General features: G+C 69.1%; 18 protein-coding genes. 13 read left to right on the forward strand and 5 right to left on the reverse strand.

The window, feature by feature from the left end:
* Positions 1-16: 16 nt before the first annotated feature.
* Entirely contained in the window at positions 17-2197 is a 2181-nt protein-coding gene (gene katG / locus G537_RS0134595; RefSeq protein ID WP_026873932.1) for a catalase/peroxidase HPI, read from the forward strand.
* A 55-nt stretch (positions 2198-2252) separates the two neighbouring features.
* Here katG and G537_RS0134600 read toward each other — a convergent pair whose 3' ends face one another.
* Both G537_RS0134600 and G537_RS0134605 read right to left on the reverse strand, forming a co-directional pair.
* Complete coding sequence (locus G537_RS0134600) at positions 2253-4085, reverse strand: adenylate/guanylate cyclase domain-containing protein (RefSeq protein ID WP_281171523.1); 1833 nt, start codon at positions 4083-4085, stop codon at positions 2253-2255.
* A gap of 144 nt (positions 4086-4229) precedes the next feature.
* Positions 4230-5549 (reverse strand): MFS transporter, encoded by a 1320-nt coding sequence (locus tag G537_RS0134605; protein ID WP_026873934.1) that lies wholly within the window; start codon positions 5547-5549, stop codon positions 4230-4232.
* Positions 5550-5808: 259 nt separating this feature from the next.
* Between G537_RS0134605 and cyoA the strand changes: the two genes are divergently transcribed.
* The 8 genes from cyoA (at position 5809) to G537_RS44180 (ending at position 14037) form a co-directional block, all read left to right on the forward strand.
* A complete protein-coding gene (cyoA, locus tag G537_RS0134610) occupies positions 5809-6894 on the forward strand; it encodes a ubiquinol oxidase subunit II (protein WP_026873935.1) in 1086 nt (361 codons plus the stop codon).
* Positions 6895-6999: 105 nt separating this feature from the next.
* Entirely contained in the window at positions 7000-9012 is a 2013-nt protein-coding gene (cyoB, locus tag G537_RS0134615) for a cytochrome o ubiquinol oxidase subunit I (protein WP_026873936.1), read from the forward strand.
* The gene (gene cyoC, locus G537_RS0134620; RefSeq protein ID WP_026873937.1) at positions 9012-9635 is read left to right on the forward strand and encodes a cytochrome o ubiquinol oxidase subunit III; all 624 of its coding nucleotides are present in this window, start codon (positions 9012-9014) and stop codon (positions 9633-9635) included. Before cyoB ends, cyoC begins: the two co-directional genes overlap by 1 nt.
* A complete protein-coding gene (gene cyoD, locus G537_RS0134625) occupies positions 9632-10009 on the forward strand; it encodes a cytochrome o ubiquinol oxidase subunit IV (protein WP_026873938.1) in 378 nt (125 codons plus the stop codon). Before cyoC ends, cyoD begins: the two co-directional genes overlap by 4 nt.
* Positions 10006-10767, forward strand: a complete 762-nt coding sequence (locus G537_RS41565; RefSeq protein ID WP_051249494.1) for an SURF1 family protein — start codon at positions 10006-10008, stop codon at positions 10765-10767. The genes cyoD and G537_RS41565 overlap by 4 nt, the downstream gene beginning before the upstream one ends.
* A gap of 163 nt (positions 10768-10930) precedes the next feature.
* The gene (locus tag G537_RS0134635) at positions 10931-12361 is read left to right on the forward strand and encodes an aldehyde dehydrogenase family protein (RefSeq protein ID WP_026873939.1); all 1431 of its coding nucleotides are present in this window, start codon (positions 10931-10933) and stop codon (positions 12359-12361) included.
* Between the two features lie 236 nt (positions 12362-12597).
* Positions 12598-13521 carry a hypothetical protein gene (locus G537_RS0134640; protein WP_155888917.1) on the forward strand — a complete coding sequence of 308 codons (924 nt, stop codon included), beginning with the start codon at positions 12598-12600 and terminating at the stop codon, positions 13519-13521.
* Positions 13522-13632: 111 nt separating this feature from the next.
* Entirely contained in the window at positions 13633-14037 is a 405-nt protein-coding gene (locus G537_RS44180; RefSeq protein WP_155888918.1) for a hypothetical protein, read from the forward strand.
* A 523-nt stretch (positions 14038-14560) separates the two neighbouring features.
* On the opposite strand, the gene G537_RS0134650 is transcribed toward G537_RS44180, so the two are convergent.
* Both G537_RS0134650 and G537_RS0134655 read right to left on the reverse strand, forming a co-directional pair.
* Positions 14561-15505, reverse strand: coding sequence for a threonine/serine dehydratase (locus tag G537_RS0134650; protein ID WP_034854017.1), 945 nt, complete (start codon positions 15503-15505; stop codon positions 14561-14563).
* Between the two features lie 255 nt (positions 15506-15760).
* Positions 15761-16414, reverse strand: coding sequence for a MarC family protein (locus tag G537_RS0134655; RefSeq protein WP_026873943.1), 654 nt, complete (start codon positions 16412-16414; stop codon positions 15761-15763).
* 172 nt (positions 16415-16586) lie between these two features.
* On the opposite strand from G537_RS0134655, the gene G537_RS0134660 reads away from it, so the two are divergent.
* From G537_RS0134660 to G537_RS0134670, 3 genes are all read left to right on the forward strand, one after another.
* Positions 16587-17207, forward strand: coding sequence for a phytanoyl-CoA dioxygenase family protein (locus tag G537_RS0134660; RefSeq protein ID WP_211230617.1), 621 nt, complete (start codon positions 16587-16589; stop codon positions 17205-17207).
* 45 nt (positions 17208-17252) lie between these two features.
* Entirely contained in the window at positions 17253-17894 is a 642-nt protein-coding gene (locus tag G537_RS0134665; protein ID WP_026873945.1) for a chloramphenicol phosphotransferase CPT family protein, read from the forward strand.
* A gap of 100 nt (positions 17895-17994) precedes the next feature.
* Entirely contained in the window at positions 17995-18333 is a 339-nt protein-coding gene (locus G537_RS0134670) for a hypothetical protein (protein WP_026873946.1), read from the forward strand.
* A gap of 13 nt (positions 18334-18346) precedes the next feature.
* Here G537_RS0134670 and G537_RS41570 read toward each other — a convergent pair whose 3' ends face one another.
* Positions 18347-19429 (reverse strand): C45 family autoproteolytic acyltransferase/hydrolase, encoded by a 1083-nt coding sequence (locus G537_RS41570; protein WP_051249496.1) that lies wholly within the window; start codon positions 19427-19429, stop codon positions 18347-18349.
* 299 nt (positions 19430-19728) lie between these two features.
* Here G537_RS41570 and G537_RS0134680 point away from each other — a divergent pair, with 299 nt between their 5' ends.
* Complete coding sequence (locus tag G537_RS0134680; RefSeq protein ID WP_026873947.1) at positions 19729-22545, forward strand: ATP-dependent Clp protease ATP-binding subunit; 2817 nt, start codon at positions 19729-19731, stop codon at positions 22543-22545.
* Positions 22546-22590 lie beyond the last annotated feature (45 nt).

The raw sequence follows: 22590 nt of genomic DNA on the forward strand, positions 1-22590 counted from the left end.
CGCGATCGGAGGGAACATGGCCAGCGAAGGCAAGTGCCCCGTCACGGGCGGAACCCGCGCGTACACCAACCGAGACTGGTGGCCCAACCAACTGAACATTCAGGTGCTCCACCAGCACTCCGCCCTGTCCGACCCGATGGGGGAGGCGTTCGACTACGCCAAGGAATTCAAGAGCCTCGACCTCGACGCCGTGATCAAGGACCTGCACGCCCTGATGACGGATTCGCAGGATTGGTGGCCGGCCGATTTCGGCCATTATGGCGGGCTGTTCATCCGCATGGCCTGGCACAGCGCCGGCACCTACCGCATCGGCGACGGCCGCGGCGGCGGCGGGCGGGGCCAGCAGCGCTTCGCGCCGCTCAACAGCTGGCCGGACAACGCCAATCTCGACAAGGCGCGCCGGCTGCTGTGGCCGATCAAGCAGAAATACGGCCGCAAGATCTCCTGGGCCGACCTGATGATCCTCGCCGGCAACGTCGCCCTCGAGTCGATGGGCTTCAAGACCTTCGGCTTCGGCGGCGGGCGCCCGGACACCTGGGAGCCCGACCAGGACATCTTCTGGGGCCCGGAGGGCAAGTGGCTGGCGGATGAGCGCTACAGCGGCGAGCGCGAGCTGCAGGGCCATCTCGGCGCCGTGCAGATGGGGCTGATCTACGTCAATCCGGAAGGCCCGAACGGCAACCCGGACCCGGTCGCCGCGGCGCGCGACATCCGCGAGACCTTCGGCCGGATGGCGATGAACGACGAGGAGACGGTCGCCCTGATCGCCGGCGGCCACAGCTTCGGCAAAACCCATGGCGCCGGCGATTCGGCCCTGGTCGGACCGGAGCCGGAAGGGTCCGATATCGTGGAGCAGGGCCTGGGCTGGCGCAGCACCCACGGCACCGGCCACTCGGGCGACGCGATCACCAGCGGTCTGGAGGTGACCTGGACCTCGACGCCGACCCGGTGGAGCAACGAGTTCTTCAAGAACCTGTTCCAGTACGAATGGGAGCTGACCAAGAGCCCGGCCGGCGCGCATCAGTGGCGGCCGAAGAACGGCGCCGGCGCCGGCACGATCCCGGACGCGCACGACCCGTCGAAGCGGCACGCACCGGCGATGCTGACCACCGATCTGGCGCTGCGCTTCGACCCGGCCTATGAGAAGATCTCGCGGCGCTTCCTCGAGCATCCGGAGGAGTTCGCTGACGCCTTCGCCCGCGCCTGGTACAAGCTGACCCATCGCGACATGGGGCCGAAGGTGCGCTATCTCGGCCCGCTCGTGCCGAAGGAGACCCTGATCTGGCAGGACCCGGTGCCTGAGGTCGACCATCCGCTGGTCGACGCAGCGGATGTCGCGGCGCTGAAGGCGAAGGTGCTCGCCTCCGGCCTCACCGTCCCGCAGCTGGTCTCCACCGCCTGGGCGTCGGCCTCGACCTTCCGCGGTTCCGACAAGCGCGGCGGCGCCAACGGCGCCCGTATCCGCCTGGCGCCGCAGAAGGACTGGCCGGTCAACCAGCCGGACCAGCTGGCGACGGTGCTCGCCAAGCTGGAAGCAATCCAGCAGGAGTTCAATGCCTCCGCCTCCGGCGGCAAGAAGATCTCGCTGGCCGACCTGATCGTCCTCGCCGGCGGCGCGGCGGTCGAGAAGGCGGCGAAGGATGCCGGGCACGACGTGCAGGTGCCCTTCACCCCGGGCCGCACCGATGCGTCACAGGAGCAGACCGACGTCGCCTCCTTCGCGCCGCTCGAGCCGAAGGTCGACGGGTTCCGCAACTATCTCGGCGAGACGTTGCTGAGCCTGACGCCCGAGGAGATGCTGGTCGACCGGGCGCAGCTGCTGACGCTGACGGCGCCGGAGATGACGGTGCTGGTCGGCGGCCTGCGCGTGCTGGGCGCCAATGTCGGGAACCAGCATGGCGTGTTCACCCAGCGGGTGGGTGTGCTGACCAACGACTTCTTCGTCAACCTGCTCGACATGGGCACGCAGTGGCGGCCGTCCTCGGATGCCGAGAGCGTGTTCCAGGCCCGGGACCGGAAGACGGAAGAACTCAAATGGACCGGCACCCGGGTCGACCTGATCTTCGGGTCGCATTCGCAGCTGCGGGCACTGGCCGAGGTCTATGGCAGCTCCGACGGGCAGGAGAAGTTCGTGAAGGACTTCGTGGCGGCCTGGACCAAGGTGATGAACCTCGATCGCTTCGACCTCGCCGCCTGAACCTCGGCAGCGGGTTCCCGGTAGCGCCGGGGACCCGCCCCGCCGCGGCTCCGCCTCACTCCGGCACGCCGGCCTTGACGAGGCCCTCGACGAAGGTGTCGCAATGCGCGAAGCCCGCCAGGGCCCGGCGGAGTTCGCCGACGCGGATCGGGGGACCGACCCTGTTCCGCGCCTCGATGAAGGCCTGCGCCTCCTGCATCAGCCCGAGATGGCCGCAGCAGCTGATCAGCGTGTTGTAGTGCCCCGAATACTCGGCGAAGGCCGCCACCGAGGCGCGCAGGAAGGGCAGGGCGTCGCCGAACCGGCGCGCGCCGAGCAGGGCGAGGCCGTGGATGGCGGTGTAGATCCCGGCGAAGCTGTCCATCGGGCTCATGCGCAGCGCCTTGCCGGTCTCTGCGATCGCCTCCTCGAACCGCCCGGCGCGCAGCAGTGCCCAACCGAGCGCGGTCCGGCCCAGCGCGAAGCTGGGGTTGAGGTCGTGCACGGCCCGGAGCTCGGCGAGCGCCCGCTCATGGTGCCTCGCCGTGCTGAGGCTCAGCCCGAGCGTCATCCGCGCCCAGGGCTCGCTCGGGTCGAGCGCGATAGCGTCCTCGGCATGCTTCGCCGCCTGCCGATAGCCTTCCGCCACATCCGGCCACCAGTAGCACAGCGCCGCCCACCAGACGGCCCAGCTCAACAGGGCGTGGGCCCTGGCGTAGCCCGGCTCGATCTCGATCGCCCGCTGCAGGAGGGCCCGAGCCTCCTCGTTCTGCCGGCGGCCGACCCGGTTGATCAGACCCATCGCGCGCACCACCAGGCCCCAGGCGTCGATGCTTCCGGGTGACCTGGACGCGGCGCGAAAGCCCTCCTCGGCGTAAAGGTGCGGCTCGATCGCGGCGACGACACGGCCGGTGATGTCGTCCTGGACGGCGAAGATGTCGTCGAGGGCGCGGTCGTACCGCTCGGCCCAGATGTGCTTGCCGTTTTCCGCGTCGACCAGCTGGGCCGTGACCCGGATACGCCCGGCGGCGGTCCTGACGCTGCCCTCGACGACGTAGCGGACCCCCAGCTCGCGCGCGACCTGCCGGACGTCGACGGACCTCCCCTTGTAGGTGAAGGCCGAGTTGCGGGCGATCACGAAGAGCCAGCGCAGGCGGGAGAGGGCGGTGGTGATGTCCTCGGTGATCCCGTCCGCGAGATAGTCCTGTGCCGCGTCGCCGCTCATGTTGAGGAACGGCAGCACCGCGATCGAGGGGCCGACGGGTAGTCCCGGGGCGCTTTCGGCTGTCGCTTCAGGATGCCCGGCCGCGTCGGGCTGACCGGCGACGGTGATGCCGAACGTCTTGACCGGGATGGTGATGTTCTTGAGTTTCCTGGGGCCGAGATCGACGAAGACGGCGTCCACCTTGCCTCGAACCTCCGTGTAGACCTTCTCGGACAGGCAGATGCCGCCGGGCGGCGCCATGGCTTCCAGCCTCGCGGCGACGTTCACGCCTTCGCCATAGATGTCCGATCCCTCTCCGACGACTTCGCCGAGATTGATGCCGATCCTGAGGACCATGCGGTCCGGCCCGGGCGTGCCGGCATCGGCCTCGGCCATCTTTCCCTGAAGCTGGATCGCGCACTCGACCGCGGCGACCGCGCTCGCGAACTCCAGCAGAACCCCGTCGCCCAGCAGCTTGACGATGCGGCCGCCATGGGAGAGCACGGTGGGCTCGATCACCTCGCTTCTGCGCTGTTTCAAGAGCGCGAGCGTCCCCGCCTCATCGGCTTCCACCATCCGCGAAAAGCCGACCACATCCGCCACCAGAATGGCGGCCAACCGGCGGTGATGGCCCGATCCTTCAATCACCCTGGAGACCGTTGCGAGGCCGCGAATGTCGGGTTTCGCCAGGGTCTCATGAGCCATGACCCTCAGCAATTCAGCAATGAGGCGACGACACGGAGGCCGGAGCAAGGGCGGGTCGCCCGCGATCGAGCGAAACCCGGGAGGATGACCTGATACCGAGGCGTCCGCGGGGCGGCATCGCCCCGCGGACAGCCGTGGCCGGGGTCAGTCGCCCCGCATCTCCAGCTCCTTGTTCACCCGCAGCGCCGCCAGGGTGCAGATCGCGCCCGACAGCAGATAGGCGCCGACCAGGGCGAGGCCGAACTGGCTGGCGATGACCAGCGCCACCAGCGGCGCGAAGCCGGCGCCGACCATCCAGGCCAGGTCCGAGGTCAGGGCCGAAGCGGTGTAGCGGTAGGCGTTCGGGAAGTTCGCCGCCACCGCGCCGCTGGCCTGGCCGAAGGACAGGCCGAGGAGGGCGAAGCCGATCATGACATAGGCGACCCGCGCCTCCGGCCCGCCGCCGAGGAGCAGCGGCGTGACGAAGCTGTAGATCGCGATCAGCACCGCGCAGATCGCCAGCAGGGTGCGCCGCCCGGTGCGGTCGGCGATGATCCCCGAGGCCATGATCGTGATCACGCCGAGCACGGCGGCGCCGATCTCCCGCAGCAGGAACGCCCCGGGATCGTGATCGGTGTTGAGCACGACCCAGCTGAACGGGAACACGGTCACCAGGTGGAACAGGGCGAAGGTCGCCAGCGGCACGAAGGCGCCGACGAGGATGTTGTGGCCCTGCGCCTTCAGCGTCTCCGGCACGCTCCGCGCCTCGAGATCGCGGCTCTCCATCAGCCGTATGAATTCCGGCGTCTCGACCATCCGCAGGCGGGCGAAGAGGGCGACGACGTTGATGGCGAAGGCGACGAAGAACGGGAACCGCCAGCCCCAGTCGACGAAGTCCGCGGCCGACAGGCTGGCGACGAAATAGGAGAACAGCCCGGCCGCCAGGATGAAGCCGAGCGGCGCGCCGAGCTGCGGCATCATCGCGTACCAGCCGCGCCGGTTCTGCGGCGCGTTCAGCGCGAGGAGCGAGGCGAGCCCGTCCCAGGTGCCGCCGAGGGCCAGGCCCTGGCCGATCCGGCACAGCGACAGGAGGACGATCGCCGCCGGGCCGATGTCGTTGGTGCCGGGCAGGAAGGCCATCGCCGCGGTCGAGCTGCCGAGCAGGAACATCGCCGCGGTCAGCTTGACGCCGCGCCCGTGCCGCCGGTCGATCGCCATGAACAGGACCGACCCGATCGGGCGGGCGACGAAGGCGAGGGCGAAGACGGCGAAGGAGTAGAGCTGGGCCTGCAGCGGTGCGGCGTCGGGGAAGAAGAAGCGCGGGAAGACGAGGACGGAGGCGATCGCGTAGACGAAGAAATCGAAGAACTCCGCGGTCCGGCCGATGATGACTCCGATCGCGATATCGCCGGGGGATACGCCGGTACGGCGTCGAGACGCGGCGGTCGGGGCGCGGGAGCCGAGGTCTCGACTGACAGTGGCCATTAGGGTTCCTCCTGGGTGGGCCGGGGCCGAGATGCCGCTTTTTTCTTTTGAGTATGACCCAGGATTCCGGTGCGTCAAATCGTACCAAGCGAGGCGGAGCGGCGCCTGAATCACCCGGGATGCCTCGCGTCAACCCCGGTGCGACGATGTTGCACTGCAACCATTCGCTATCTGGTAGGACAAACTGTCCACTTGTTACACCGCGTTACGCTTCGGTAAGGCACCGGCGCCCTTCGTACTCTCTCTTTCAGGCAACGGCATGCCCATCAAAGCTTTAGGCCGCCTCGCTGCGCTTCCGCTCCTGGTCCTCCTGGGCGGGTGCAACATGGTGGTCCTGCAACCCTCCGGCGATATTGCGGTGCAGCAGCGGGACCTGATCGTGGTCTCCACGGTCCTGATGCTGCTGATCATCGTGCCGGTGATCGCTCTGACGCTGTTCTTCGCCTGGAAGTACCGGCAGTCGAACAAGGCCGCCACCTACGACCCCGACTGGCACCATTCGACTCGGCTCGAATTCGTCATCTGGTCGGCGCCGCTGGCCATCATCATCGCGCTGGGGGCGCTGACCTGGGTCGCCACCCACAAGCTCGACCCGTACCGGCCGCTCGACCGGATCGATTCTGAACGGCCGCTGGCGGCAGACGTCAAGCCGCTGACAGTCGAGGTCGTGGCGCTCGACTGGAAGTGGCTGTTCCTCTACCCGGAGCAGGGCATCGCCACGGTGAACGAGCTGGCGGCGCCGGTCGACGTGCCGATCCAGTTCAAGATCACCTCCGCCACCGTCATGAACTCCTTCTACGTGCCGGCGCTGGCGGGCCAGATCTACGCCATGGCGGGCATGGAGACGAAGCTGCACGCCGTGATCAACAAGCCCGGCGAATACGAGGGCTTCTCCGCCAACTACAGCGGCGCCGGCTTCTCCGGCATGCGCTTCGCCTTCCACGGCCTGGCCCCTTCCGATTTCGACGCCTGGGTGCAGAAGGTGAAGTCCGAGGGCGGCAATCTGAGCCGCGAGGAATATCTGACGCTGGAGCGGCCGAGCGAGCGCGAGCCGGTGCGCCACTACGGCACGGTGGCCCCGGACCTCTACACCGCCATCCTCAACATGTGCGTCGACCGATCGAAGATGTGCATGAACGAGATGATGAGCATCGACGCCCGCGGCGGCGGCGGCATGGCCGGCCTCAACAACGTCATCGCGCTGACCCACGACAAGGACGTGCGGCGCGGCGCCGGTCCGGTCCGGACCTATGTCGCGGCGATCTGCACCACCGAGGGCGACATGGCCGAGGCCAGCGCGGCGGCCCCGCTGCTGACCCGCTGGACGCCCCCGCGAACGGAGTGACGGCCGATCCGTGCCCGCCGCGGCTCCGAAGGGGGCCGCGCAACCGACACCTTCCACGGAGGCCGCCGCCCGGTGCTGCGGCCTCCGGAACGACAGAGTAGCCCGATGTTCTCTGACATAGATCTCCAGAAGCTGGTCTTCGGAAAGCTGACCTTCGAGGCGCTGCCGCTGCACGAGCCGATCCTGGTCGTCACCTTCATCGCGGTGGCGCTGGGCGGCATCGCGCTGCTCGGGGGCATCACCTATTTCCGCCTGTGGGGCACTCTCTGGCGCGATTGGTTCACCAGCATCGACCACAAGAAGATCGGGATCATGTACGTGATCCTGGCGCTGGTGATGCTGCTGCGCGGCTTCGCCGACGCGATCATGATGCGGGCGCAGCAGGCGATCGCCTTCGGCGCCAACGAAGGCTACCTGCCGCCGCACCACTACGACCAGGTCTTCACGGCCCATGGCGTGATCATGATCTTCTTCATGGCCATGCCCTTCGTGACGGGCCTGATGAACTTCGTGGTGCCGCTGCAGATCGGCGCGCGCGACGTCGCCTTCCCGTTCCTCAACAACTTCAGCTTCTGGATGACCACCGCCGGCGCGGTGATCATCATGATCTCGCTGTTCGTCGGTGAGTTCGCGAAGACCGGCTGGCTGGCCTATCCGCCGCTGTCCGGCATCGCCTACAGCCCGGATGTCGGCGTCGACTACTACATCTGGGGATTGCAGGTCGCGGGCATAGGAACGCTGTTATCGGGCGTCAACCTGATCGCCACCATTGTCAAGATGCGGGCGCCGGGCATGACCATGATGAAGATGCCGGTCTTCACCTGGACCGCGCTGTGCACCAACGTCCTGATCGTCGCCGCCTTCCCGGTGCTGACCGCCGTCCTGGCCATGCTGTCGCTCGACCGCTACGTCGGGACGAACTTCTTCACCAACGATCTCGGCGGCAGCCCGATGATGTATGTGAACCTCATCTGGATCTGGGGGCATCCGGAGGTCTACATCCTCATCCTGCCGGCCTTCGGCATCTTCTCCGAAGTCGTCGCCACCTTCTGCGGCAAGCGCCTGTTCGGCTACACCTCGATGGTCTACGCCACGGTGGTGATCACCATCCTGTCGTACCTGGTGTGGCTGCACCACTTCTTCACGATGGGCTCCGGCGCCAGCGTGAACTCCTTCTTCGGCATCACCACGATGATCATCTCGATCCCGACCGGGGCGAAGATGTTCAACTGGCTGTTCACCATGTATCGCGGCCGCATCCGCTTCGAGGTGCCGATGCTGTGGACGGTCGGCTTCATGGTGACCTTCGTCATCGGCGGCATGTCGGGCGTGCTGCTGGCGGTGCCGCCGGCCGACTTCGTGCTGCACAACAGCCTGTTCCTGATCGCCCACTTCCACAACGTCATCATCGGCGGCGTGGTGTTCGGGCTGATGGCCGGCGTCACCTACTGGTTCCCGAAGGCCTTCGGCTTCAAGCTCGATCCCTTCTGGGGCAAGATGTCGTTCTGGTTCTGGCTGACCGGCTTCTATTTCGCCTTCATGCCGCTCTACGTGCTCGGCCTGATGGGCGTGACCCGGCGCATGAACCACTTCGACGACCCGTCGCTGCAGATCTGGTTCGTGATCGCCGCCTTCGGCGCGGTGCTGATCGCCTTCGGCATCCTGTCCTTCATCATCCAGCTGGTGATCAGCTTCGTCCGGCGCGAGCAGCTGCGCGACCTGACCGGCGACCCGTGGGATGCCCGCACCCTCGAATGGTCCACCTCGTCGCCGCCGCCGGAGTACAACTTCGCCTTCACCCCGCTGGTGCACGACCACGACGCCTGGTGGGACATGAAGAAGCGCGGCTACGCCCGTCCGCTGGCCGGCTTCAAGGCGATCCACATGCCCAAGAACACCGGCACCGGCGTCATCCTGGCGGGGCTCAGCGTGGTCCTCTCCTTCGCCCTGGTCTGGCACATCTGGTGGCTGGCGGCGTTCAGCTTCCTGGCCATGCTGGCCGTGTCGATCGGGCACACCTTCAACTACAAGCGCGACTACCACATCCCGGCCGACATCGTCGCCAAGGCCGAGGGTGAGCGCAGCCGCGTGCTGGCCCGGGCGGGAGCCGCTTCCTGATGTCGCCACTCGATCAAGCCGCAAACGGCACGGTCCGCTTCCACGTCGAGGAGGAGCACGAGCATTCGGGCGGCAGCACGATGCTCGGCTTCTGGATCTACCTGATGAGCGACTGCCTGATCTTCGCAGTCCTCTTCGCCACCTACGGCGTGCTCGGCCGCAACTTCGCGGCCGGCCCGTCCGGCGCCGACCTGTTCGACCTGCCGCTGGTGGCGGTCAACACCTCGATGCTGCTGCTCTCCTCCATCACCTGCGGCTTCGCCATGCTGGAGATGGAGCGGCGGCGGGTGGGGGCGACGCTGTTCTGGCTGGGCGTCACCGCCCTGTTCGGCATCGTCTTCGTTGGGCTCGAGCTCTACGAGTTCGCGCATCTGATCCATGAAGGGGCGGGGCCGCAGCGCAGCGCCTTCCTGTCGTCCTTCTTCACCCTGGTGGGCACGCACGGGCTGCACGTCACCGTCGGCATCGTCTGGATGGTGACGATGATGGTCCAGGTCGCCCGGCACGGGCTGATCGCCGACAACAAGCGGCGGCTGATGTGCCTCAGCCTGTTCTGGCACTTCCTCGACGTCATCTGGATCGGCGTCTTCACCTTCGTCTATCTGATGGGGACCCTCCAGTGAGCGCACAGTCCCACGCCCACGACGATCATCACGGCGACGCCCCGGCCCACGGCACGCTGAAGGGCTATCTGACCGGCTTCATCCTGTCGGTGATCCTGACCGCGATCCCGTTCTGGCTGGTCATGGGCGACGTGCTGGCCGACGCCCAGACCACGGCGCTGGTCATCATGGCGTTCGCGGTCGTCCAGATCATCGTCCATATGGTCTACTTCCTGCACATGAACTCGAAGTCGGAAGGCGGCTGGACCATGCTGTCGCTGATCTTCACCGTGGTGCTGGTGGTGATCACGCTCGCCGGCTCGCTGTGGGTGATGTACCACCTCAACCACAACATGATGCCGGTCTCCGCGCACGACATGCGCAACATGCCGTGACCGAGGGCGAGGCCCGCCGGCCCCGCTCGATCGCCGCCCTGATCGTCCTCGGGGCGGCGGCCCTCGCGGTGTTCGTCGGCCTGCTGGCGCTCGGCACCTGGCAGGTCGAACGGCGGGCCTGGAAGCACGAGCTGATCGCCCGGGTCGACCAGCGCGTCGGCGCCGAGCCGGTGGCGCCGCCGGGCCCGGCCGACTGGGCAAAGGTCAACGCCGCCGCCGACGAGTACCGCCATGTCCGCATCTCCGGCCGCTTCCTGAACGACCGCGAGGCCCAGGTCGTCGCCTCGACGGCGAAAGGCAGCGGCTATTGGGTGATGACGCCGCTGCAGACGGCGGACGGCTCGGTGATCCTGGTCAATCGCGGCTTCGTGCCGAACGAGAACCGCGACCCGGCGACCCGGGCGGCGGGGCAGGTCGACGGCCCGGTTTCAGTCACCGGCCTCCTGCGCATGACCGAGCCCAAGGGCGGCTTCCTGCGCTCGAACGAGCCGGCGGCGGAGCGCTGGTATTCCCGCGACGTCGCCGCGATCGCCGCCGCCCGCGGGCTCACGAACGTCGCCCCCTATTTCATCGATGCCGACGCCACGCCCAACCCGGGCGGGCTGCCGATCGGCGGCCTGACCGTCATCTCCTTCCCGGACAACCACCTGGTCTACGCCGTCACCTGGTACGGGCTGGCGGCGCTGCTGGCCTTCGGCGTGGTCCGCGCGATCCGGTCGGAGCGCCGCGCCCGGCGGGAACAGGCCGCGGCGGGCTGACGGGGCGCCGGGCAGGGGCCGCGCATGGCCGCTCCCCACCCGGCGGCGCTTCTCCCCCCTGCTGCCGTGCTCTACCGTCCATCAGGCCGTCGCGGGAGGCGACGGCGATGCGACGGAGGAGGGGCCCTGGCTCCCCTCCGCCCCACGACCGCACGAGGTTCTGATGGCGCACGAATTGCAGTTCTACATCGACGGCGAATGGGTCGACCCGATCACGCCGAAGACGCTCGACGTGATCGATCCCTCGACCGAGGAGCCCTTCGCCCAGATCTCGCTCGGCTCCGCGGCCGATGTCGACCGCGCGGTGGCGGCGGCGAAGCGGGCCTTCCCGGCCTTCGCCCGCACCAGCCGCGAGGAGCGCCTGGCCCTGCTGCGCCGGATCCTGGAGATCTACAAGCGCCGCGCCCCCGACATCGCGCTGGCCGTGTCGCGCGAGATGGGCGCGCCGCGGAAGTTCGCGCTCGATTCCCAGACCTGGGCCGGCGAGGCGCACCTGACCCGGATCATCGAGGCGCTGGAGACCTTCCAGTTCGAGCGGCCCAAGGGCACGTCGATGGTGGTGAAGGAGCCGGTCGGCGTGGTCGGCATGATCACCCCGTGGAACTGGCCCCTGAACCAGATCACCTGCAAGGTCGGCCCGGCGCTGGCCGCCGGCTGCACCATGGTGCTGAAGCCGAGCGAGATCGCGCCGCTGGACGCCATCATCTTCGCCGAGATCCTGCACGAGGCCGGCGTGCCGAAGGGCGTGTTCAACCTGGTGAACGGCGACGGGCCCACGGTCGGCGCTGCGATCTCCAGCCATCCCGACGTCGACATGGTGTCCTTCACCGGATCCACCCGCGCCGGCATCCTGGTGGCCAAGGCCGCGGCCGACACGGTCAAGCGGGTGCACCAGGAGCTGGGCGGCAAGTCGGCCAACATCATCCTGCCGGATGCGGACCTGAAGCGGGCGGTGACCAAGGGCGTCGCCGGCTGCTTCGGCAACAGCGGCCAGTCCTGCAACGCCCCCACCCGAATGTTCGTGCCGCTCGACCGTGAGGACGAGGCGATCGGCTACGCCAAGGCGGCGGCCGAGAGCTTCAAGGTCGGCCCGGCCGACGCGCCGGACACCATGCTCGGGCCGGTGGTCAGCCAGCTGCAGTACGACAAGATCCAGCGCCTGATCGAGAGCGGCATCGCCGAGGGGGCGGAGCTGGTGGCCGGCGGCCCCGGCCGGCCAGAGGGGCTGAACCGCGGCTATTTCGTCCGCCCGACCGTCTTCGCCCGGGTGACGCCGGACATGACGATCGCACGCGAGGAGATCTTCGGCCCGGTGCTGTCGATCCTGACCTACGAGACCGAGGCGCAGGCGATCGAACTCGCCAACGACACCCCCTACGGCCTGGCCGCCTATGTCCAGTCGGGCAGCCTGGAGCGGGCGCGCAAGGTGGCGTCGCAGCTGCGCGTCGGCAATGTCCACATCAACTACCCGGCCTGGGACACCGCCGCGCCCTTCGGCGGCTACAAGCAGTCGGGCAACGGCCGGGAATACGCCGAGTTCGGCCTCGAGGAGTTCCTCGAGATCAAGGGCGTGATCGGCTACGAGGCCGCCTGAGTCCTTGCCGGAGCCTTCCTGCGGGAGGGCTCCGGCCCGTCTCGGCACCCCGACCCGGTGCTGCGGCGCCTGCGATTTCTATAATTTTACGACAATTTTGCAGTAATAAATCGAAACCATGCGGTAAGGATTCGGACGTATTCTCGGCCACAACCCATACGTGCTGTCCGCGTCGGCGGCACACCCGATTGCGGCCCTCCGCGGCATCGGGGTGGGACCTGGAGGTCGATGTGTCCTTGACGCTTGCTCTGCGTTCTCTCTTCCGCGCGGCTGGCCGTGAGCGCGCCACCGAGGCAGTCCGGACCGAGGAGTGCCTGGCGCCGTTCAGCCCGGTCCGGCTCGGCGACTGGCTTGCCCTGGCGGCTGCGGCCGGGGTCGCGGCCGTGCCCGCCCTTCGGCTCGGTGACATCGCGGCGTTCGACCTGGCCTCGCTGGCCGGCGACTCGGAGGATCCGGTCAGCGCCGATGGCCATGCGGCCGTGCAGCGCCTGACCGCAGCCCTGCGGGACGCCCCGGCGGCGAGCGTCCTGCGCTGGGACATCGGCTGCCTGGAGATCACGCGGGCGGCGGCGAAGGCCGGTCGCCGGCCGGAGGGGGCGGAGCGCGGCTACAGCGTGTTCCGCGGCCGGGTCCATCCCTGCTTTCGCGACGCGCGGCTGGCGCGGCAGGCGATCCTGTGGCCGCAGCCACGGGTCGCGGCGTGGCTGAGGCCCTGGATCGAGCCGCGCAAGATCGCCGGCGACACGCGGCCGCATCCGGAGGCGTGGCGGATCTTCCTGGGCGCGGACGGGATCATCGCCGCGTCGCTGGTCCATCCGGAAGCGCCGGTGGCGCCGGAATGGCTTGCCGGATCCGGCTGCGGCCCGGCGCTGGCGGCGGCCCGGCGCCTGTTCGACCGGATGCGGGCGGAACATGTCCTGCGGCGGCTGCAGGGCGATCCGGCGCGGCCGGACGGGATCCTCTTCACGCTGGACTTCCTGATCGACGAAACCGGACGGGCGCTGCTTCTCGACGGCGCTCCGGCACCGGCCGACGACCGGACGCGACCGTCCTGGCGCTGCTGCTTCCGGCCCGAGGCCGGGCTGGCCGGCATCGCCGTCGGTGACGGCCGGGTGCTGACCCTGCCGCAGCCGGACGAAGGAAGCGCCGCGGCCGCCTGAAGGCGCGGCTCAGGCGGTGCGGCGGGATCTCTGGCTGCCGGCGCGCCGGCGAAGCTTCTGGGCCCCCAGCCCCTGGGCCTTGGCATAGGCCGATTTCGACCGGGCATAGCCATGGTGGTCACCAACACGGTGAAGGAGGTGATCTTCTCGCTGAATGCAGGTGGCGCCGTGCTGCTGCTGAAGAATGGCGGCCAGATGCGCTCGGCCGAGGTGGGTCCGCTGAAGCCGCCGGGTCCGCCGCCCGAAAGCTCAGTAGTTTGCCAAGAAGGCGGCAAAGCAACGGTCGTGAAGGGCGCGGTTCGCCTCGACGGTGTTGGCTTGGCCGGATTCAGTGCCGTCGGCCAGACAACTCCCAAGATCAGCTCCGGGCTTCTCCTTGCAGCCGGCCTTGAGATAGGCCGAGATCTGGGCGTGCATGAAGTCGGAGTGAGCTTTGCTGTCGTGCCGATATGCGGGATCGCCGATGAGCTTGTCCCAGATTTCCTGATCCCGCGTCGACAGGGTCTGCATTGTTGAGCGGCAGATCTCGGGAATCCTGATGCCCTGGACCCCTGCGGTCTGGCCGGAAGCCGGCGGCGTGGTGGTTGTTAGCATCTTCGTTCCGTTCTCGCTGCCCTGACAGGCAGCGAGGGCAAGAGCCACGACGATAGCCCTGCTCCGTGTGAGCGCAGATTTTCGATCCATGGTGTTCCCCCGGTGTCGGCGCATCGATGCGCCGCACTCGGGAACGATATCGTACGGGGAAGTCACTGTCGCCGCCGTGACGCGCCAGGGCAATCGCCTGAAGCGCCTACAGTGGCAAAAAGCGCGGTCCGATTGCCTCTCCCGCTTGCGGGAGAGGTCGGAGACGCGAAGCGGCTCCGGGTGAGGGGATTTTGTCGAGGCCGGGACCTGCCCTCACCCGGACATCCTGGCGGATGTCCGGCCTTTCCCGCGTCCGGCGGGAGAGGCAACGCAATGGTCCGGACCGGATAGATCGTGGACAGAATGGACCAGAATATCCCACGGCTTTCAAGCGATTGCCCTGCGTGACGCGCCCTCATCGGTCGAAATCGACCGCGGTGGTGTTGCCGCCGCTGACCACGACGCCGACCCGCTCGCCCGCGGCCGGCCGGTAGCGGCCCGACAGCAGCGCCGCGAAGGCAGCGGCGCCACCCGGCTCGGCGACGACGCGCAGCCCCTGCCACAGCGCGCGTTGGGCCTCGCGGATCGCCTCGTCGGTGACCAGGACCGCGGCCGAGACGTGCCGCCGCACCACCGGGAAGACCAGCTCGCCGATCCGCTTCGGCGCCAGGGAATCGGCGGCGATGCCGCCGGTCTCGGCGTCGACCGGCCGCCCCGCCTCGAAGGCGCGGTGCAGGGTGGGCGAGGCCTCGGGCTCGATGCCGACGACCTTGGTCCGGCCGGCGTACCAGGCGGCGATGCCGCCGATCAGGCCGCCGCCGCCGACCCCGACCAGCACGGTGTCGAGGTCCGGCGCCTGGTCCTCCAGCTCCAGCGCCAGCGTGCCCTGACCCAGCATGGTCTCGGCCTGGTCGAAGGCGTGGACCGAGAGGGCGCCGGAGGCCACGGCCCAGGCCTCGCAGGCGGCCAGCGCGTCGGCGTAGCGGTCGCCGCCGACCACCAGATCGGCGCCGGTGCGGCGGATCCGTTCGATCTTGGCGGGCGAGGAGATGCCGGGCACGAAGATCCGCGCCGGCAGGCCCAGCGACGCCGCGGCATGGGCCACCGCCGCGCCGTGATTGCCGCCGGAGGCCGCGGCGACCCCGATCGCCGGCACCGCGCGGGTCAGCAGGTTGGCGAAGGCGCCGCGGGTCTTGAACGACCCGGCGTGCTGCAGCAGCTCCAGCTTGAAGGTGATCGGCCCGGCGTCGACGCCGAAATCGCGCCCGGCCGCCTCGATCACCGGCGTCCGCCGGATATGCGGCCGGATGACCGGTTCGATTCGTGCGATGCTGTCCCGGTCCACCCGCGTCTCGGCCATTGTCGTCTCTCCCTGGTTTCGGATCGGCCTGTCGGTCAGATACTTCGTCGCATTGCTAATTCCCTATGGGCCCGAACGCAACAGGCGTGTCGTGCAGTCTGGGCAGGACTCTTTTTGGAACACCCCATCCGTCATTGCGAGGAGGCGAAGCCGACGAAGCAATCCAGAAGCCGGTGCGAGTGGCCCTGGATTGCTTCGCTGCGCTCGCAATGACGATGTTGGGAGTTCCGGAAAAGTCCTGGACCGTCGCTCGGCCTAGCGCGTCAGCGAGTGGACGAAGTCGCTGATGCCGCTCAGCGTGATCTGCGTGCCGACGCACAGCAGCAGGAAGGCCATCAGCCGCGACAGCACGCGGACCTGGGACTGGCCGAGCAGGGCGACCAGCCGGTCGGCCGAGGCATAGGCGATCCAGACGCCGATCGCGATCACCAGCGCCGCCGCCGAGGCGCCGAGCACGAAGGGCAGGAAGCTCGGCTGCCCGACCGGCAGGTTCGAGCCGATCGCGATGGCGACGGAGATCGTGCCGGGCCCGGTGGTGAAGGGCATGGTCAGCGGGTAGAAGGCGACCGAATCGATGCCCTCCGCCTCCGACGCCTGCTGCTGCTTGCGCTCCTCCTGCTGCTCCGGCGACTGCAGCAGCCGCCAGGCGCTGGCGGCGACGATCAGCCCGCCGGCGATGCGCAGGGCGGACAGGCTGATGCCGAAGAAGCTCAGGACATAGGCGCCGCCCCACAGCGCGCCGAGCATGACGAGGGCGGAGTAGACCCCGATCATCCGCGCCAGCTGCAGCCGCTCCGCATGCGACCGGTCGGCGGTGATCTGGCTGAAGATCAGGGCGGCACCGATCGGGTTGACGATCGAGAACAGGGCCGAGAGGGTGAGCAGAAAGGTCTGGATCGAACCGCTCATCCGCGACTCCGGTTGGCTGCCGACAGCCTGACCGATCTGCCGGGCGTGCTGCAACTCCGGGTGTTGCGCCGCGAGCCCCCGTCGCCTTAGCTGAGGCATGCCTTCTCCCGACTGGCCCGATCCGGATGTGCTGCGTTTCGTTCCGCATGGCGCGCGACGCCTGCGGTCGGCGATGACGCAAGCCGAGCTGTGCCGCCTCGACGCCGCGCTCGCCGGCATGCCGACGGATCGCGCCGGCATCAGGCTGCGAGGCATCGCCGGCCTGCGGCCCCTTCTGGCGAAGGATGGGCCCGTCGGCGCTGCGGCCGCCTCGATCCTGGGCGGCGAATCGCGTCCGGTCAGGGCGATCCTGTTCGACAAGACGCCGGCCGCCAATTGGTCGCTCGCCTGGCATCAGGACCGCACCGTGGCCGTGGCGCGCCGCGTCGAGGTCGAAGGCTTCGGGCCCTGGACGGTGAAGGACGGCCAGCTCCACGTCGCCCCGCCCTTCGGCGTGCTGGCCGGCATGGTGACGCTGCGTGTCCATCTCGACCCGGTGCCCATCACCAATGCCCCGCTGCTGGTTGCGCCCGGATCGCATCGGTTCGGCCGCATCGCGGAGGCGGAGGTGGCGGATGTCGTCGGGCGGTGCGGCACAGCGGCCTGCCTCGCGGACGCCGGCGACATCTGGCTGTACGCGACAGCGATACTGCATGCGTCGGAGGCGGCTCGGAAGCCTGCGCGCCGCAGGGTCCTGCAGGTGGATTTCGCAGCCGGCGAGCTGCCGGGCGGGCTGGAATGGTCTGGGGTCTGAGCCGAGAGGCCCCAGCCGGATCATCGTTGAAGTGAGGCCAGGCCGATGACGCAGGTGACGGAGCCGGGATGGATCGTCGTCCTCAACGGGGCGCCACGATCGGGGAAGTCGAGCATCGTCGCGGCGATCCAGGACGGATTCGACGGCCCGTGGATGAATCTGGGCGTCGACGTCCACGCCCGGCATGTAACGCCGCCGCGCTACCGGCCCGGGATCGGGCTGCGGCCCGGCGGCGAGCGGCCGGAGATCGAGGCCTGGGTCCCGGTATTCTATGCCGCGCTCTATGACGCGGTCGCCGCCCACAGCCGTGCCGGGCTGAACGTGGTGGTCGATGTCGGGCATCACGAGGCGCACGCCGCGCCTCACGGCATCCTGCGCGACTGCGCCCGGCGCCTGGCGGGGCTGCCGGCGCTCCTGGTCGGCGTGCGCTGCCCGGTGGAGGAGATCATGCGCCGGCGGCTGGCCGGGCAGCCGGGGCGGGAGGGCGAATACGTCACCGGCTCGGCGGCCGAACCGGTGCCAGAGGCGGTCCTGCGCTGGCAGCGTGAGGTGCACCGCCCCGGGATCTACGACCTGGAGGTCGACACGGCGCGGCTGAATCCGGAGGACTGCGCCGCGGCGATCCGCCGGCGCCTCGACGACCCGACGCCGCCCTCGGCCTTCCGTCGGCTGGCGGAGCAGGCCTGATCGGTGCGGTTCCGAGCCTGCCGTGCAATTTCCGCCAATACGGGGGGGGCCGCCAGGACCCAACTGGACTTGGGTGTCATGCGATCCAAAGGAGAAGCTGATGATCGCGCGCGTGTGGCGAGGCTGGGCGTCGACCGTGGAGACGGCGGATCTCTACGAGGCGTTCCTGCGCTCGGAGTTCCTGCCCGCGGCCCATGCGATCGACGGGTATCGCGGGGCTTCGGTTCTGTGTCGCCCCGCCGGGGCGGAGATCGAGTTCATGACCGTGACGTATTTCGACTCGCTGGAGGCCATCCGGCGCTTCGCCGGCGACGACCTCGAGGCGGCGCATGTCGCGCCGCGGGCCCGGGAGCTGCTGGACCGCTTCGACGCCCGCTGCCTGCATTTCGACCTGGCGATCCAGGATCTGCCGGGCGGGGCGATCCGAAGCGGCGCATGATCCGGTCCGGCGCTCAGGCCACCCGCAGCGTCGCCCAGCCGGTGGCGGAGGGGGCGCCGCCCGTGTAGTGCAGGGTGGTGGCGTCGTCGAATTCGTAGATCACGGCCGTCAGCGTGCAGCTCCGGTCCGGCGACGCGGCCGGGTCGGGCACGATCGAGACCGGCGACGCCGGATCGTCGCGCGACGCCAGGGCGGATTTCACCGCCGCCAGGTCGACCGGCGCCGTGGGATCAGCCAGGCGCCGCTCCAGCGCGGCGCAGCGCAGGACCGAATCCGTGCGCCAGTCGTCGCCGATGCCGCCTGAAGCGAAGTCCTTGCTGGCCAGCGGATGGTTGGTGTGCCACAGCCGGTCGGCGCCGGGCCGGTCCTCTGCCTTGGCCCCGGCCGAGCATTCGATCATGGCGACGCCGTGCCGGTCGCCGAGCACGTAGTTCTGGCCCGAGGCATGGTCGATCTCGGTCAGGAACCGGGTCGCCGCTGCGCGGTCGGGCTGCGCCAGCGTGCCGCGGACGACGAAGGCGACGGGCAGGCCCTTCGGGCTGTGGCTCAGCTGGATCAGGGTGTTGACGCACAGGCCGAAGCCGCGGCCGGTCACGCCCATCAGCCCGATCATCCCGGCACAGGTGAAGACATAAGCCGGCCCGCCTTTCGCATCGGTGACGCGCAGCACTGCCTGCAGCCCCTCGCGCCATTGCGGCAGGTCCAGCGTCTGCGCCACCCGGGCTGGCCGGGCGTCGCCCGGCGCCAGGGCCAGGCTGCTGCAATGGGCCGGCCATCGGGCGCCGCCGTACCACCATTCCTCGTCCAGAAGCTGCAGCGCGAAGATGATCTCCGCCGGCTGATTCGCACCTTCGGCGATGCCCCGGACCTCCGCCTCCAGCTCCGGCGTCCAGCGGGCGATCGCCGGCCGGAAACCGGTCTCGGTCAAGAAGCGGCCGAGGAACGCGTCGGCCGCGGCGCCGGTCCGGTGCCCGACCCGGCGGCTCCAGCGATCGACCATCTCGGCGATCTGCGGCCGCAGCGCCTCGCCATGCGCCCGGCCGCGCTGATGCGGCGTGCCGGTGATGTCGACGATCGGCATGTCCTCGGTCCGCATGGTGCCTCTCTGTGCCTTTTGTATTAATGAAAGGCATGGATAGGAAGCGTGATCGCGATGCCGGCGTCAAGGGGCGGGCGAGCGGAGGCGGGTGAAGCCGGTCGTCGCCAGCCCGGCCGCAGCGCCCGCAATCTTAATTTCGGGGTCCGGCGCAGGCATTATGGCCCGGCGCCGGAACCGCTGCCGGCGCTGACCGTTGGCGGAGAGGGGGAGCAGCCTCGACCGCCTTCCCGACCCGGACGTACGCCGGGCCGTTCCGCAACAGGCCTCGTCCGAAGGCTTCGGAGTGGAGACGTCACATGCCCCAGAAGCTCTGCGACATCTGCCAGGCCAGGCCCGCCACGGTGCGCGTCACCGTGCTGCGGGACGGCCAGCGCCGGCAGCTCGATGTCTGCGACTACCACTATGCCCAGATCGCCCGCCATCAGCGCTACGTCTCGCCGCTGGAGGCGCTGGTCCGCGGCGGCATGCTGGAGGACTTCTTCGGCCAGGCCCAGCCGGTCGGGATGCCGCGGCGCGGCCCGCCCCGGCCCGAGCATGCCGGCGTGGATCTGCAGAGCCATTTCAGCGAGCAGGCGAAGGAGATGCTGCAGCGCGCGGCCGAACGGGCGGTCCAGTTCGGCAAGGCTGAGGTCGATACCGAGCACCTGCTCCACGAGCTGTCGGAGAGCGAGGTGGTGCAGACCATCCTGCACGCCTTCAAGATCTCACCGGAGGATCTGCGCAGCTATATCGACCAGAACGCGTTGCGCGGCGACGCCCGGGTCGGCCCGCGCACCGAGATCGGCGTCTCGCCGCGGATGAAGGCGGCGCTCGACCAGGCCTTCCTGATCTCGCGCCAGCTCGGCCATTCCTATGTCGGGCCGGAGCACATGCTGCTCGGCCTCGCCGAGGTGCCGGAGAGCTTCGCCGGCAACCTGCTGCGCAAATACGGGCTGACGCCGCAGGCGCTGCGGCAGCAGACCGTGCGCATCATCGGCGCCGGGGCGGAGGAGGGGCGGGTGGCCGGCCCGTCCAACACCCCGCAGCTCGACAAGTACAGCCGCGACCTGACCCTGCTGGCGCGCGCCGGCAAGCTCGATCCCGTGATCGGCCGGTCGCGGGAGGTCGAGACCACGATCGAGGTCCTGGCCCGGCGGAAGAAGAACAACCCGGTGCTGATCGGCGAGCCCGGCGTCGGCAAGACCGCGATCGTCGAGGGGCTGGCGCAGCGCATCATCGGCGGCGACGTGCCGGAGACGCTGCGCGACAAGCGGCTGGTGGAGCTCAACGTCAACAGCTTGGTCGCCGGCTCGAAATACCGCGGCGAGTTCGAGGAGCGGGTGAAGCAGGCTCTCGACGAGATCAGGCAGCACCGCGATGAGCTGGTGCTGTTCATCGACGAGGTGCACACCATCGTCGGCGCCGGGCAGGGCGGCGGCGAGGGCGGGCTCGACATCGCCAATGTGTTCAAGCCGGCGATGGCGCGCGGCGAGCTGAACCTGATCGGCGCCACCACGCTCAACGAGTATCAGAAGTACATCGAGAGGGACGCGGCGCTGGAGCGGCGCTTCCAGCCGGTCTTCGTCTCCGAGCCGACGGTGGAGCAGACGATCAATATCCTGCGCGGGCTGCGCGACCGGCTGGAGGGACACCACAACGTGACCATCCAGGACCAGGCCTTTGTCGCGGCCGCCGAGCTGTCGGACCGCTACGTCACCGGCCGTTTCCTGCCGGACAAGGCGATCGACCTGATCGACCAGGCGGCGGCGCGGGTGCATCTCTCCACCACCTCGCGCCCGGCCGAGATCCAGGAGCTGGAGGCGGAGATCGCCCAGCTCAAGCGCGAGCAGGACTATGCCGGCTCGCGCAAGCGGTACGACCAGGCCAAGGCCTTCGCGGAGCAGATCGCCGAGAAGCAGAAGCAGCTGGCGACGCTGACCGACGAGTGGAAGCGCCGGATCGGATCGAGCACGGCCGAGGTCATGGTCGAGCACGTCGCCGAGATCATATCGAAGCTGACCGGCATCCCGGTCACCGAGCTGACGGCGGAGGAGAAGACCAAGCTGCTGCAGATGGAGGAGCGGCTGCACCAGCGCGTCATCGGCCAGGAGGAGGCGATCCGCGCCGTCAGCGACGCCATCCGCCTGGCCCGGGCCGGGCTGCGGCAGGCCGACAAGCCGATCGCCACCTTCCTGTTCCTCGGCCCGACCGGCGTCGGCAAGACCGAGCTGGCCAAGGCCCTGGCCGAGGTGATGTTCGGCGACGAGACCGCCATGATCCGCATCGACATGAGCGAGTACATGGAGCGCCACACCGTGTCTCGGCTGATCGGCGCCCCGCCCGGCTATGTCGGCTACGAGGAGGGCGGCCAGCTGACCGAGCGGGTGCGCCGGCGGCCCTACAGCGTGATCCTGCTCGACGAGATCGAGAAGGCGCATGCCGATGTCTACAACGTGCTGCTGCAGGTGTTCGACGACGGCCGGCTGACCGACGGCAAGGGCCGGGTGGTCGACTTCACCAACACGCTGATCGTCGCCACCTCGAACCTCGCCTCCGACATCATCATGGGGCGGCAGAGCCGGATCGGCTTCAACCCGACGGCCAGCGGCGTCCGGGACGACGTGATGGGCGTGCTGCGCCAGCACTTCCGGCCGGAGTTCCTGAACCGGATCGACGAGATCATCATCTTCCAGACGCTGACCACGGAGCAGATCAAGCAGATCGTCCGGCTGCAGCTCGACGGCGTGATCAAGAACGCGCGGGGGCAGGATATCGAGCTGGTGATCGACGACACGCTGGTCGACCACCTCGCCGCCGAAGGCTATCAGCCGGAATACGGCGCCCGCGAGCTGCGGCGGCAGATCCGGCAGCTGGTGGAAACCCGGCTGGCCAAGGCGATGCTGAGCGGCGAGGTGAAGGAGGGGGACCGCGTCGTCTTCAGCTACGACGAGGGCGGGGTCGCCATCAAGGTCCGGGGGCCGAGGCCCGCCAAGCCGTGGGAAGGCAAGGCAGCGCCGGCGCGGCGCGCCAAATCGGCGAAAGGCGGCCGCGCGCCGGCGAAGCGGGCGGCGGCGAAGGCGGCCAAGACAGCCAAGACGACCAAACGCAGCCCGCCGGCCCGGCCGAAGGGCTGATCCACGGGCATTTGCCCAGACTTTGGGCAGGCACGGGGCGGCGAC

Source organism: Inquilinus limosus DSM 16000 (assembly GCF_000423185.1).
Taxonomy (GTDB): Bacteria; Pseudomonadota; Alphaproteobacteria; order DSM-16000; family Inquilinaceae; genus Inquilinus; species Inquilinus limosus.